This is a genomic window from Pseudohongiella acticola, from assembly GCF_001758195.1.
Classification (GTDB): Bacteria; Pseudomonadota; Gammaproteobacteria; order Pseudomonadales; family Pseudohongiellaceae; genus Pseudohongiella; species Pseudohongiella acticola.
On the sequence record NZ_MASR01000001.1, the window covers coordinates 1,416,900 to 1,429,825 of the forward strand.

Annotated in this window: 10 protein-coding genes, 1 tRNA gene and 1 pseudogene; 3 read left to right on the top strand and 9 right to left on the bottom strand. The window is 54.5% G+C overall.

Going from position 1 to position 12,926, the window contains the following annotated elements; translation table 11 throughout:
* Nucleotides 1-4 precede the first annotated feature (4 nt).
* From alr to rnr, 8 genes are all read right to left on the bottom strand, one after another.
* The gene (alr, locus tag PHACT_RS05950; RefSeq protein ID WP_083264381.1) at nucleotides 5-1,168 is read right to left on the bottom strand and encodes an alanine racemase; all 1,164 of its coding nucleotides are present in this window, start codon (nucleotides 1,166-1,168) and stop codon (nucleotides 5-7) included.
* Nucleotides 1,149-2,561, bottom strand: coding sequence for a replicative DNA helicase (dnaB, locus tag PHACT_RS05955; RefSeq protein WP_083264382.1), 1,413 nt, complete (start codon nucleotides 2,559-2,561; stop codon nucleotides 1,149-1,151). The genes alr and dnaB overlap by 20 nt, the downstream gene beginning before the upstream one ends.
* 135 nt (nucleotides 2,562-2,696) lie before the next feature.
* The gene (rplI, locus tag PHACT_RS05960; protein WP_070116346.1) at nucleotides 2,697-3,158 is read right to left on the bottom strand and encodes a 50S ribosomal protein L9; all 462 of its coding nucleotides are present in this window, start codon (nucleotides 3,156-3,158) and stop codon (nucleotides 2,697-2,699) included.
* Between the two features lie 31 nt (nucleotides 3,159-3,189).
* On the bottom strand, nucleotides 3,190-4,032 hold the full coding sequence (locus tag PHACT_RS05965) for a YybS family protein (RefSeq protein ID WP_070116347.1): 843 nt from the start codon (nucleotides 4,030-4,032) through the stop codon (nucleotides 3,190-3,192).
* Nucleotides 4,033-4,071: 39 nt separating this feature from the next.
* Entirely contained in the window at nucleotides 4,072-4,302 is a 231-nt protein-coding gene (gene rpsR / locus PHACT_RS05970; RefSeq protein ID WP_070116348.1) for a 30S ribosomal protein S18, read from the bottom strand.
* A 27-nt stretch (nucleotides 4,303-4,329) separates the two neighbouring features.
* Nucleotides 4,330-4,827: a 30S ribosomal protein S6 gene (gene rpsF, locus PHACT_RS05975; protein WP_070116349.1), complete on the bottom strand. Its 498-nt coding sequence runs from the start codon at nucleotides 4,825-4,827 to the stop codon at nucleotides 4,330-4,332.
* A gap of 323 nt (nucleotides 4,828-5,150) precedes the next feature.
* Entirely contained in the window at nucleotides 5,151-5,945 is a 795-nt protein-coding gene (rlmB, locus tag PHACT_RS05980; protein WP_070116350.1) for a 23S rRNA (guanosine(2251)-2'-O)-methyltransferase RlmB, read from the bottom strand.
* Entirely contained in the window at nucleotides 5,945-8,758 is a 2,814-nt protein-coding gene (gene rnr / locus PHACT_RS05985) for a ribonuclease R (protein WP_070116351.1), read from the bottom strand. Before rnr ends, rlmB begins: the two co-directional genes overlap by 1 nt.
* A 145-nt stretch (nucleotides 8,759-8,903) precedes the next feature.
* Here rnr and PHACT_RS05990 point away from each other — a divergent pair.
* The 3 genes and pseudogenes from PHACT_RS05990 to PHACT_RS05995 all read left to right on the top strand — a co-directional run bounded on the left by PHACT_RS05990 (nucleotide 8,904) and on the right by PHACT_RS05995 (nucleotide 10,621).
* Nucleotides 8,904-8,990, top strand: a tRNA-Leu gene (locus PHACT_RS05990).
* Between the two features lie 83 nt (nucleotides 8,991-9,073).
* Nucleotides 9,074-9,247, top strand: a pseudogene (locus PHACT_RS16755) (DUF6538 domain-containing protein); the annotation flags it as partial.
* 21 nt (nucleotides 9,248-9,268) lie between these two features.
* Nucleotides 9,269-10,621: a site-specific integrase gene (locus PHACT_RS05995; RefSeq protein WP_169819405.1), complete on the top strand. Its 1,353-nt coding sequence runs from the start codon at nucleotides 9,269-9,271 to the stop codon at nucleotides 10,619-10,621.
* 1,095 nt (nucleotides 10,622-11,716) lie between these two features.
* Here PHACT_RS05995 and PHACT_RS06005 read toward each other — a convergent pair.
* On the bottom strand, nucleotides 11,717-12,706 hold the full coding sequence (locus PHACT_RS06005) for a site-specific integrase (RefSeq protein ID WP_070116354.1): 990 nt from the start codon (nucleotides 12,704-12,706) through the stop codon (nucleotides 11,717-11,719).
* Nucleotides 12,707-12,926: the final 220 nt, after the last annotated feature.

Here is a 12,926-nt window from a genome sequence, read left to right on the forward strand (position 1 = left end):
TCAGTTACTGATAAATGAATTTAACGCGCGAGGTGACCTGACAGAACAGCTCGTAGGCAATGGTCTGGCACAGATCGGCGATACGTTCGGCCGGCAACTGACTGCCCCAGCCCTGCCCCCACAATAACACCTCATCACCAGGCACGGCGGGTATACCGGTGAGATCAACCGTCAGCATGTCCATGGACACGCGACCGGCCAGCGGCGCCTCGTACACCTTGCCGGCAGCATGGATCAACACCGGCGTGCCTGACGGTGCATGGCGCGGATAACCATCGCCATAACCGATACCGATAATGCCAACGCGCATGTCCTGCTGACAGTGATACGTGGCGCCATAACCGATGCTATCACCGGCAGCAACCTCATTGATGGTGACCAGGCGCGATTTCAGGTTCATTACCGGCTGCAGGCCAAAAGCCGGACCGTGCTCACCCACCATTGGCGAGGCGCCATATAACATGATGCCCGGACGGCACATGCTGAACTGCGCCGATGGCCACGCCAGAATGCCGGCCGAGGCCGACAGGCTCATGCCATCGGTCTGCGGGTCCAGCGTAACGCTGTCTGCCAGCGCATAAAAATTCTGTAACTGTTCAGCTGCCAGCGGTTTGTCCGGTTCATCGGCGGTGGCAAAGTGCGACATCAGCGTCAACGATTTCTGCTGCGGCAGGTTTTTTAACCACGGCCAGATCTCAGCAAAAGCCTGTGGCGACATGCCCAGCCGGTTCATACCGGTATTGGTTTTCACCCAGATGCGCAGCGGCTGGAACACCATACCTTTTGCCAATTCTGCTTTTAACAACTCCGCCTGCCAGGGCGAGTGCATCACCCACATAAAGCCGGTGGCCAGTATTTCGGTCAGCTCGGCGGCATTGACCGGGCCACGCAGAATCAGGATATCGCGCAGTCCCAGCGCCTGATACACCCGGCGCGCCTCAGCCAGCGTGGCCACAGCAAAACAGTCACCGCCGCGCAGTTCATTGCTCAGCGCGCGGGCAATCGGCTCCACACCGTGGCCATACGCATTGGCCTTGATCACCGCGCATAAACGACTGTCAGGCGCATAGTGTCGCGCACGCCGGAAGTTGTGCTGAACGGCTGCCAGGTCAATCTCGGCCCAGCTGTGTGCATCAACAGGCGGCGTGCTAACCATAGTTGTCGTCATAGTCAGGCAGCGCCAGATTTTCGAAGCGCAGCAGATGCCCGATAAAGCCGAGCTTCACGGTACCGATGGGACCATTACGTTGCTTGCCGATAATGATTTCGGCAATACCCTTGTCCTGTGTGTCCTCGTTATAGACTTCATCACGGTAAACAAAGGCAATAATATCCGCGTCCTGCTCGATGGCGCCTGATTCACGCAGGTCCGACATCACCGGGCGTTTGTTGGGACGTTGTTCCAGACCCCGGTTCAACTGCGACAGGGCGATGACCGGGCATTCAAATTCGCGCGCCATGGTTTTTAACGAGCGCGAAATTTCCGAGATTTCGCCAACCCGGTTATCACCAAAGCCTTTGATCTGCATCAGCTGCAGGTAGTCGACCACGATCAGGCCAACGCCGCCGTACTCACGCGCAATACGCCGGGCCCGTGCCCGCATTTCCGTCGGGCTGAGGCCAACCGCATCATCAATCAGCAGGGGGCGATCTTTTAACTTGGCGATGGCCGAGGTCAGTTTGGGCCAGTCCTCTTCTTCCAGCTGACCGCTGCGCAGACGGGTCTGGTCAATGCGGCCGATGGAGCTGAGCATACGGAAGATCAGACTTTCTGCCGGCATCTCCAGACTGAAAATCAGCACCGGCTTGTCCTGACTCAGGCCAACGTGCTCGGCCAGGTTCATGGCAAAGGTGGTCTTACCCATGGACGGTCGGCCGGCAACAATAATCAGATCGGATTTCTGCAGACCCGAGGTCTTCTTGTCCAGATCCTTGTAGCCGGTGGAGAGGCCGGTGATGCCGCCCTTGGATTTGATCAGCTCATCAATTTTCTCCACCGCCTTGGTCAGCAGCGGATTGACCTGCTGCGGGCCACCGTCCTGCGCGCGGTTATCAGCAATCTTGAACACCGCCTGCTCGGCCAGGTCCAGCACCTCGGCAGCCGGTCTGCCAGCGGGATTAAAGGCATTGTCGGAAATCTCGTTGGAAACACGAATCAGCGTGCGCAAGGTAGCGCGCTCACGAATGATCTGCGAGTAGGCGCGGATGTTGGCCGTGCCGCGGGCATGACTGACCAGGTCCGCCAGGTATTCGGGGCCGCCGGCGGTTTCCAGTTCATTGAGGCTGTCCAGCGCTTCCACCAGTGTTACCACGTCAATGGGTTTGCTGGTCTCCACCTGTTTCAGCATGACGTTAAAAATCAGCTGGTGTTCGTGGCGGTAAAAATCTTCCGACTGCAATACTTCGGCGACATCATCCCAGGCGGTGTTGTCCTGCATCAGGCCACCCAGTACCGCCTGTTCGGCTTCCACTGAGTTGGGCGGGACTTTTAATGACAGGACGCTGTTGCTCGAGGCCCCGCCGGCAGCGCGAGGCGATGATGATTCCTTGGATTCGGACATATTGCTGAGTTTCCGGCATGAACTGGCAAAAAAAAGCACCGCGACCCGAAGGCGGCGGTGCTCTATTCTCCCACTACCCGGTTGTCTTCACAACCAGCAGTTGGCGCCCCTCAGGGCGTGCGTTACCGGTATCAATCAGGCCTGCTGTTTGGCAGGAACAACCGCAACGGTAATGGTTTCTTCAATTTCAGAACCCAGGTCAACGCTGATCTCGTAGTCGCCGATTTCGCGGATCGCACCGATCGGCAGACGAATTTCTGATTTCACCAGATCACTGCCAGCAGCAGCGTTGGCGGCATCAGCGATGTCCTTGGTGCCAACAGAGCCGAACAGCTTGCCTTCGTCACCAGCGTTCACTTCGATCTCGACGCGCAGGCCTTTGATCTTGTCAGCACGGGCCTGGGCAGCGGCCACTTTCTCGTTGTGCGCAGCCATCAGCTCAGCACGACGGGCTTCAAAGTCAGTCAGGTTGGCTTTGGTGGCCGGAATGGCTTTGCCTGTCGGGAACAGGAAGTTACGTGCGTAACCTGCTTTCACCGCAGCTGTGTCACCAACGCCGCCAAGACGACCTACTTTTTCCAGTAATATTACGTTCATGTTGTTTTCCTCAATTTTAGCGCTAATTTCGTCAAGTCTGCTTCTGAATCCGGCCCCGGAAGTCGTACCAACTGTCCGCAAGTGCGAACACGGCTACCAACTGGGCCAGCGGCGGATTCAGCATGAGCATATAAAATGCGATCAGCCAAAGCCGCGATAAATGTTTGATCCCAACCAACCCATGCACCAGCGCGACACCGGCAAAAAACAAGGGCATAACAAAATACATTGTCCAACCGGCCAGCACTGTCACGCCGAAACTTGCCAGCACAAACAGCGCCATTAACGCCACCGCCACCCTGGGCTGCAGGCGAAACTGGTGAAACTCCTGCTGAAAACCACCCGGGTTAAACAACAAGGCCTGCCACCAGCGCGCCAATATCACCAGGCATATCGCCAGGAACATGTGCATGACGCCAAACAGACTGATCAGGACACCCTGCATCATGCCTGCCGACATCTCAGGCATTTCCGGCATCTCCGCCGCACCACTGGCCAGGAACATTTCAACCTGTTCCGTCAGCAGCGCCAGAAACTCCGGTCGCAGCCGCAGTGTCAGCTCAGCGCCCACCCCGACCAGAATGCCCGCCAGTATCGTGGGCTGCCAGGACGAGGTCTGCCGCAGCACAGTGGCCAGTGCAAACACCCCCAGAAGCAGGATCAGCGGGGTTATATCCCCGGCCATCGCCCACCCCAGCAGCGGAAGCGCTGCCCAGACTGCCACCAGCAACGCCTCGCGCGGCCCGTGTCGTAAACACACCAGGCCCAGTATCGCGGGACTCAGCATGTTGGCCAGCGGGATCAGACCGCACAAAAACGCAACCGTGATCGCCTGACGGCGGCCGTTCATTGCGTATTGTGCTAAACCCCGCATATCACTCTCATTTCAGTAAGAGCCCTGTATAAACAGGAATCAAACGTTGTGGCTGTCCGTGTACGGAATCAGGGCCAGGTGACGCGCGCGCTTGACGGCAGTCGCCAGTTGACGCTGATAACGCGCCTTGGTACCGGTAATACGGCTGGGAACAATTTTGCCTGTCTCAGAGATATAGGCTTTCAGAGTTTCCAGATCTTTGTAATCGATTTGCTTTGTGCCTTCTGCGGTAAATTTGCAGAACTTACGGCGACGGAAAAAACGTGCCATGGTCAATATCCTTTAAAAAAACTGTGATTATTTGTCGTCTTCGTCGCTGTCGTCATCGGAGTCAGCGTCGTCGCCATCGTAATCGTTGTCGTCGCTGTCATCGTCTTTGTCGCTTTCCGCTTCTTCGCGGGCAGCCTGACGCTCAGCGGCTTCATCTTCCAGACGACGCTTCTGCTCGGCACGGGCACGACGCTCACGGCTTTCGCGCTCGCCCTTCAGAATCAGGGATTCTTCAGTCACGGCTTCGTCAGTCTTGATTACGAGGTTACGCAGGATGGCATCGTTGTAACGGAACAGTGTGACGATTTCGTCGAGCACTTCCTGGTTACATTCTACGTTCATCAGCACGTAGTGAGCCTTGTGAATCTTGTTGATCGGGTAAGCCAGTTGACGACGGCCCCAGTCTTCTTCACGGTGGATCTTGCCGCCGCTCTCGGTGACCATCTGCTTGTAACGCTCAACCATGGCGGGGACCTGATCGCTTTGATCAGGGTGTACTACAAATACAATTTCATAATGTCTCATAGAGACTCCTTATGGCAATAAGTCTTCCGCATGCACAGTTAGTGTGACAAATGTCGGTAAGACAAGGAGTGAACAATAACCCCGGTTCAATCTGCTGTTCAGCCTTCACTTGGCTGCAGACGTGCCTTCCGGCAGGAATTCAGGGACCGGGCATTTTAGGGAAAGTTGCTAACAGATGCAATCTAATTTGCCCTCAGGCGACTGAAAAACGTATTCGAGGCAGCCAGTGCGAGGCAAAAACAGGCGCAAAAGCGGAGTTTACGACGTGTAAATGAGCATTTTAAGCCTGTTTTTAACGAAGCAATGGCAACGCAGATAGTTTTTCAGTTGCCTGAGCGTTGTCTTACGGCTTCAAACAGACAAACACCTGTTGCTACTGAGACATTGAGGCTGCTGACTGCACCCGCCATGGGGATGGAGATCAGGAAATCGCAGTGTTCACGCGTCAGGCGGCGCAGGCCCTTGCCCTCGGAGCCCATGACCAGCGCGCGCGGGCCGGTCAGGTCGGCTTCGTACAGGCTCTGCGTGGCTTCACCGGCGGCGCCGCTGATCCAGATGCCGCGTTGCTGCAGCGCCGCCAGGGTGCGACTGAGGTTGGTGACGGCGACCAGATTGACCTTTTCCGCGGCGCCGCTGGCCACCTTGCGAACGGTCAGGTTCAGCGTCGCCGAGTTATCCTTGGGCACAATCACCGCATCCACACCGGCCGCATCGGCCGTGCGCAGACAGGCGCCCAGGTTATGCGGATCGGTGATTTCATCCAGAACCAGTAATAAAGGCGGATGTGGCAGTTTATCCAACAGCGCCGTGAGGAAGGCTTCATCCTTGACGGTGTCACGCCACTGGCACAACGCGGCTACACCCTGATGCACCGGGCCATTTTTACCAGGTCGCGCGCCTTTTGCGGACTTTTTACTGTCGCCGGCAATACGCTTTTCCAGCTCGGCGCGCGGCACCACCTTAAACAGTAGTCCCAGCTCCTGCGCCAGCGTCCGCACTTCCTCAATGCGCTGGTCGCTGCGCTCCTGCTGCAGCAACAGCTCGTGCACATCTTCCGGGTGCCGTCGCAACAACTCGCTGACGGCATGAATGCCCACAATCCACTCGCGTGCGGACATTAATCAGACACCCCAAGCTTTCGCATCAGGCGCTTGAACATGCCCGCCGGTTTCTTGCCGCCCGCGTCTTGCTGTGCGGGCTGTCTGGCCGGCTGTTTAGCCGCTTTTTTAGTAGACGGCTGCGAGTCCTTCACCGGCTGCCGGGCACGACGCTGCGCGGCGGTCTGGTCCGGTTTGCGCTTACGCCTCTGGGCGGGTTTCTGCTCAGTTTTTGGTGCTGTTTTTGCTCCAGCTTTTGCCCCAGCCTTGGATGCAGTCTTGGGTGCGCCCTTGGTTGAAGTCTTTTTGGCAGCCCCGGTTTTAGCACCGGCCTTTGTGCCTGTCTTGGCGCCCGCTTTACCAGCGCCGCCCGTTCTGTCTTTGACCTTGGCATTACGCTTGGCGGGCGCAGATCCGTCGCCGCTTCTGGCGCTCGCGCCTTTCTCTGATGCCTTGCCAGCCCCCCTGCCTGAGCCCTTGCCTTTGCCGCCACCCTTGGCACCGCTCTTACCGCCCCGGCCCTTGGCTTTGCTGTCAGCCGCGACGTTGCCGCTGGAGTCCAGCAGCTGCAGATCAATCTTGCGATCATCCAGGTCTACGCGTGCAACGCGCACCCGCACCGAGTCACCCAGGTGGAAGGTGGTGCCGCTGTGCTCGCCGACCAGCATCTGGTGTACCGGATCAAACTTGTAATAGTCGTTGGCCAGCGCGGTGATATGTACCAGGCCTTCCACATAAATATCGTTGAGCATGACAAACAGGCCAAAGCCGGTGACCGAGGCCACCGTGCCCTCAAAATCATCACCGACGCGATCCTGCACATACTCACATTTCAGCCAGTCCTGCACATCATAACTGGCGGCATCGGCGCGGCGCTCGTAGGTCGAACAGGTCTCACCAAAATGCTGCATGTCTTTTAACTGGTACGGATAGATTTCCTTGCGCGTCAGTTCGGGCGCACCGTCCACCTGACGGATCTGCTGCTTTTTCTTGCCCTCACGAATCAGGAAACGCAGCGCCCGGTGCACCAGCAAGTCCGGGTAACGGCGAATGGGCGAGGTAAAGTGGGTATAGGCATCAAAGCCCAGACCAAAGTGGCCAATGTTCTCCGGCGCATAGACCGCCTGCAGCATCGAGCGCACCAGCATGGTCTGGATAAGATGCGCATCCGGGCGATCGCCGACGCTTTCCAGAATCCGCTGATAGTCTTTCGGTTCGGGCTTGTCCTTGCGGGTCAGCACCAGGCCCATCTCCCGCAGGAAGGCGCTGAGGTTGTCCAGCTTCTCCGGGTTGGGGCCTTCATGGATGCGGTAAAGCACCGGCAGGTCGGAGTCTTCCAGGAAGCGCGCGGTGCAGACGTTGGCCGCCAACATGCATTCTTCAACCAGGCGGTGGGCATTGTTGCGGATCACCGGCACGATCTCGGCTATTTTGCGGGTCTCGCCAAACACAATGCGGGTCTCGGTGCTGGAGAAATCCAGCGCACCGGCCTCCTGCCGGCACTTCGCCAGTCTCAGATAGGTCGCATACAGCGTTTCCAGGTGCGGCAGCACATCGGCGTAACGTTCACGCAGGCGATCGCGAGATCTGGCCCGAACATCACTGTCCGACTCTTCCAGCATGTCCGCCACTTCAGTATAGGTCAGGCGGGCGTGCGAGAAAATCACGCCTTCATAAAAGCGGTAGTGCTCGACCTGGCCACTGGGGCTGAGCTCCATCTCACACACCATGGTCAAACGATTGACCTTGGGCTTGAGTGAACACAGACCGTTGGACAGCACCTCGGGCAACATCGGCACCACGTGGCCCGGGAAGTACACCGAGTTGCCACGCTTCTGCGCCTCATCGTCCAGCGGCGAATTGGGTTTTACATAATGCGACACGTCGGCAATGGCCACGTAGAGGCGTGAACCTCCATTGTCCATGGGCTCACAGAACACCGCGTCATCAAAGTCCTTGGCATCCTCACCGTCGATAGTGACAAAGGGCAGGTGACGCAGATCAATGCGGTTGGCCAGATCAGACTCGGCCACTTCTTCGGTCAGGCCCTCGACGGCACGCTCAACATCCTTGGGCCACTCAAAGGGAATGTCATGACCACGCAGGGCCACATCAATCTCCATGCCCGGCGCCATGTGGTCGCCCAGGATTTCCGTGATGGCACCAATGGCCTTACGGCGGCTATCAGCGTAGCTGCGGATTTCTGCCACCACAAACTGGCCGTCTTTGGCTTTGCCAATGTCTTTTTCCGGAATCAGGATCTCCTGGCTGATGCGCCGGTTGTCCGGGACCACCAGGCCAAAGCCACTCTCGTGATAGAAACGTCCGACCACCTGCGTGGTGCGGCGCTCCAGCACCTCCACAATCATGCCCTCACGGCGGCCACGCCGATCCACGCCCGACACCCGCGCCAGAACGATGTCACCGTCAAATACCTTGACCATCTCGCCCGGACTCAGGAACAGGTCGCCCGAACCATCCTGCGGAATAAAGAAGCCCATGCCTTCCTTGTTACCCTGGATGCGGCCCTTGATCAGCTCCATCTTGTCCGCCAGACCGTACACACCCCGGCGGTTGCTGATGAGCTGGCCATCACGGGCCATAGCGATCAGGCGGCGGCGAAGGGCCTCCAGCTGATCCTCGTCATCAGTCAGTTCCAGGTGCTCACACAGGTGCTCATAACTCACCGGCTCGCCGACTTTCTCCATGTAGTCCATGATGAATTCGCGGCTGGGGATGGGTTTTTCGTAGTTTTCCGCCTCGCGGTTGGCGAAGGGGTCTTTGATGGGAGCACTGCCTGTGGGGGTGTTACGATCCTGCTTTCGGTTTGACATATTTCTCTATTTTCTCGTTTCGTCGCTATTTTGCGGCAGTATACACGCCTGAGCAGCTTAATTCTTGAAGATTTTGTGTCGACCCCATTGACAGCATGGGTGCAGATGGGCAAAATGCGCGCTCTGAAAAGCTTCACCCCGCAATGCCCAGGTGGTGGAATTGGTAGACACGCTAGCTTCAGGTGCTAGTGATCGAAAGGTCGTGGAGGTTCAAGTCCTCTCCTGGGCACCACAGATATATCCCCTTGATTTATAAACAATTATTTTAGCGATTTTCATCGTGATTTGGCCATGGTACCGCAAAGGGTTCCACAAATGGCAAATTTCATTTGGAAAAATCGTCACGGGCGCTATTATTTCCGCGTCCGGATTCCAGCACGCTACCTTGCCCACTTTGGCAATAGCTCAGAAGTGCGTAGTCCATTACATACTAGTGACAGGACGACTGCCAAGCGATTGGCGAGGGCGTATATGGTCGCTTTCGATAATCAACTGAATGGACTCGATGAGATGAAAAAAACTCGCAACAAACCTCTGAGGACGGATTACACGGTTAGCTTCAATGTCACAAAGGACGACGAGTGGACACTGGACATCGACATGCCTGACGAAGAGCACACCAAGATGGGCGATGAGGCTGTAGCGAGAATAATCAAGTCCAACCTTGATGAGTTAGAACAACGAAGGGATGAGTCATACAGTGGTGAGAGATCTAATCCACGTCCGCTGCCCGGCCGCGCTGCGAGACTTCCACTCCTACGCGACGCAGTCGAGGACTACCTAAGCTGCAAAACCTGGGACAGCCAAACTACCAAAGTGCAACAAACAGCAACTCTCAGACTTCTGACAGATTTCTTTGGCGACCGCCCTATAGATGATATTAAGCGAAGCGAGGCCAACCTATTCGTTGAAAAGCTGTCTTTGCTGCCCCCTAGAATGCACGGCGTTAATTCGCCCTACAAAGCCCTCTCGATGCAAGAAGTGATCAAGCAACACAAAGGCGAAACCATATCTCCTAAGACCCAAAAAGACCACTTAACACGGACGAAGTCGTTCTTTACTTGGCTGTCACTCAGGTACGACGACCTGCCTGACAGCCCATTTAAAGACTTAAAGCTTAAAGACCGGCGTGTTGGCCGACGAAGGCACGCATTTTCAGACGACGATCTGATGCGGGTTTTCACAAGCTACCTCTACAACCAAGATCCGTGGCCAGCGCAAAAGCAAGGGAAAGAGCCATCCAAGTTCTGGATACCCCTCATACTTGCTTACACCGGCTGTCGACTAAACGAGGCCTGTCAACTATATGTAGACGACATAATTACAGACGCTCAGGGTAAGACTGCTCATTTTTACTTGAACGAAGACCGACCCGATCAAAGCATAAAAGGTAGGCTCCCTCGCAACGTTCCAATTCACAAAGCACTAATCGATGCAGGGTTTCTAGAATATGTAGCTGCAATGCGCCGGAAAGCAGAGCCGCGCCTATTCCCCGAGCTTATATATACAGATAAAGGTGACGGATACGGCAAAGCTATCGGGGAATTCTGCCGAAGCTTCTTCAAGTCCTTAGGTGTGAAGGGTACTCCCCACTGCTTTAGGCATAATGTCGTTGAGCGGCTAACCAAAGCAAATGTCACTAAAGACCTCATCCAGTCCATAGTTGGGCATATTGGCCAAGGCAGCACCGATGTCACGGTGAAAAGTTATGGAGGTGGAGAGTTCGACTTCAAACAAAAGCTCACGGCATTGCACAAACTTAGATACCCTTTTGACGACCTAGTGATCACATACGCTGATTTCGAGCAGCGGACCAAACGAGCATACCGCTTGAATTCACAGAAGCCTGGGAGTAGTCCGTAATCATAGAATAATCTGGCCATGCTCCGAAAAACAGTATTCGGGCCGGACGATTTTTTGAGCTTCAAAGAGGCTCAGATCTCAGTTTTTTGGTTTTTCAGTGGAACGTAAAAGAGAAATTTCGTAGCTATTAATTAAATTAATATTATTGTTGCAATTATATTGTGACAACAGGCGCGCTGCCTTCAGCTAGAAGCTAGCACTCCATATCTACAACTAAGAAAGGCCGACGTTAAAATCTCGCCTCCCGCCTCTTTTTTCCCGCGATCCGCGCTGCTAGGATAAAAGCCATGTTTGTATTTCACTGGTGAATAACCTATGCAGCTTCGACACGAAATCAGCCCATTTGACATACCTTCCGTACCGCCGATGTCATCTGGCTCGCCACGAAAAACCCGAAAAAAGGCCGCGGCAAAGAAACGCTACAAGCCAGTAAAATCCGGAACCTCAGCCAAATTCAGAGAAGCCCACGCAGTAGTTAAATTTATAGACCCCCTTACACGAGAGTATAGGGCAATAACTAGTGAGTCAGATCCATGCCTACCCTTTCAATTCAAGTCAAAAGTAGAAATCGAGGTGGCCTGCTCAGTACACTGCCTTCTAAACGATCAATCATTGGTGACTATAGCTCTTACTGTAAATGTATCCCCCTCCAATCAAGCCAAGATCTTAAAAGGTTGCTCGCTGGATTACATTCGAGACTGTATACGGAATGCTCTTCGACCATTCTTCCAAGGACATCCTATCCCAATCATTCTAGTGTTGGAGATGCATTCCCGACAAGGACGCCCTCACTTTCATGGTTCCTTCGGGATTCCAGTGGAACTCTATGCACCCGAACTCTTGGTTGAAATGGCAGCAGCTATCGAAAAATGTCCTGCATGTAGGAAGTATGTCAAAGTTGGAAACAATGAGACCGTGGTCCTGAAAATTTCCTATAACAAGAGGGATGACGCTCCAGGAACCGAACCCCGTCCGGTTGATGCTGGCTGGATAACTTACCTTATTAAGAAGTTACGCATGACGACCCGTCTTAGACTAGGTAGCCAAGTGGTCAGTATTAGTAACGACTTGAGAGCCCAAATTGACTGGGAGATCTCAAGCGAGGGCTACCTTCACTAGAGTGTCTAATCGCTTCACCAGATGCTCCGGCTTGATGTGTGTATATCTCTGCAGCATTGACAGACTCTGATGGCCACTGATAGCTGCTACCTCCACAGTGGTCAATCCCTTCTCAAAGAATCTACTAACTGCTTCATGACGAAGATCATGGAATCTCAACCCACCAATCCCGGCATTCTTACTTATAGCTGCAAATCGCTGAGAGACCACTGACGGGCTTAAATTGAAAACCTTAACACCATCACTCATACGTCTCTGAATTGCCTCCAAAGCAACCATAGACAGCGGTATGACCCTTTCCAATCCGCTCTTGGTCTTTCTCAGAGTCAACGTCCGGCGATCAAGGTCTACATCTGTCTTTTCAATGCTTAGAAGTTCAGAGCGCCGGGTAGCACATTCCATTGCCAGCAATATAATGTCATGCATCTCCGGGTCGCTTTTAGCAGCCGCAAACAGTCTTTGCTCCTCGTCTTCTGACAGACGACGGATTCGACCACACGGCATCTTAGGTAGTCTTATACTAGGGACTCCCTGAGGCAGCGGAATGCCAAAATCAGTCCCCGCTAGTCTCAGCAATCTCGTCAGCAAACTAAGCTCATGAATGACCGTCGCGGGATTCGCTTCCAGGAGTCGCTGGTCGCGATATCCACTCAGAGTATAGACTGACAGCCTGCTCAAGCTAACGTCGCCCAAAACGCGCCCCAAGCGCTTTAAACGCGAGGTCTCAGGCTTGCTCTCCCTCCCCTGCTGTCTGATTCGATCAAGATAGAGATCAATCAACTTTGACAGGGATACATTGTCTGATGCTCGGGGATCAACGAACGTCCCCAGCGTGACCTTCGACTCTGTGACACGCACCCAGTTAACTGCGTCAGACTTCTTATCAAATGACTTAGCAATGGGCTTGATTCCCTTTAGACGAATCTGAGCTTGCCACTTGTCCCGAAGCTTTCTGATCGTTGCCACCTGAGGTCTCCTTATAGCTATCTATGAGCAGATAGTAGGACAGAGCCAACACGGTGTCGGGTGTTTTCCTAGCTTAAATAATTGGCAATGTGACCAGATTGTGCCGTACGATTTATTAACCTTGTTAGAATGCAATAGAACAAGGCCTACCCTTTTGTTTTATATGAATATATTCAAAGGGTTACGCCAGCATTGAATTGGTATGTAAAACCAATTCCTG

Coding starts and splice junctions, on each gene's coding strand:
- alr (WP_083264381.1), bottom strand. CDS start 1,168: ATGACGACAACTATGGTTAGCACGCCGCCTGTTGATGCACACAGCTGG.
- dnaB (WP_083264382.1), bottom strand. CDS start 2,561: ATGTCCGAATCCAAGGAATCATCATCGCCTCGCGCTGCCGGCGGGGCC.
- rplI (WP_070116346.1), bottom strand. CDS start 3,158: ATGAACGTAATATTACTGGAAAAAGTAGGTCGTCTTGGCGGCGTTGGT.
- PHACT_RS05965 (WP_070116347.1), bottom strand. CDS start 4,032: ATGCGGGGTTTAGCACAATACGCAATGAACGGCCGCCGTCAGGCGATC.
- rpsR (WP_070116348.1), bottom strand. CDS start 4,302: ATGGCACGTTTTTTCCGTCGCCGTAAGTTCTGCAAATTTACCGCAGAA.
- rpsF (WP_070116349.1), bottom strand. CDS start 4,827: ATGAGACATTATGAAATTGTATTTGTAGTACACCCTGATCAAAGCGAT.
- rlmB (WP_070116350.1), bottom strand. CDS start 5,945: ATGTCCGCACGCGAGTGGATTGTGGGCATTCATGCCGTCAGCGAGTTG.
- rnr (WP_070116351.1), bottom strand. CDS start 8,758: ATGTCAAACCGAAAGCAGGATCGTAACACCCCCACAGGCAGTGCTCCC.
- PHACT_RS05995 (WP_169819405.1), top strand. CDS start 9,269: ATGAAAAAAACTCGCAACAAACCTCTGAGGACGGATTACACGGTTAGC.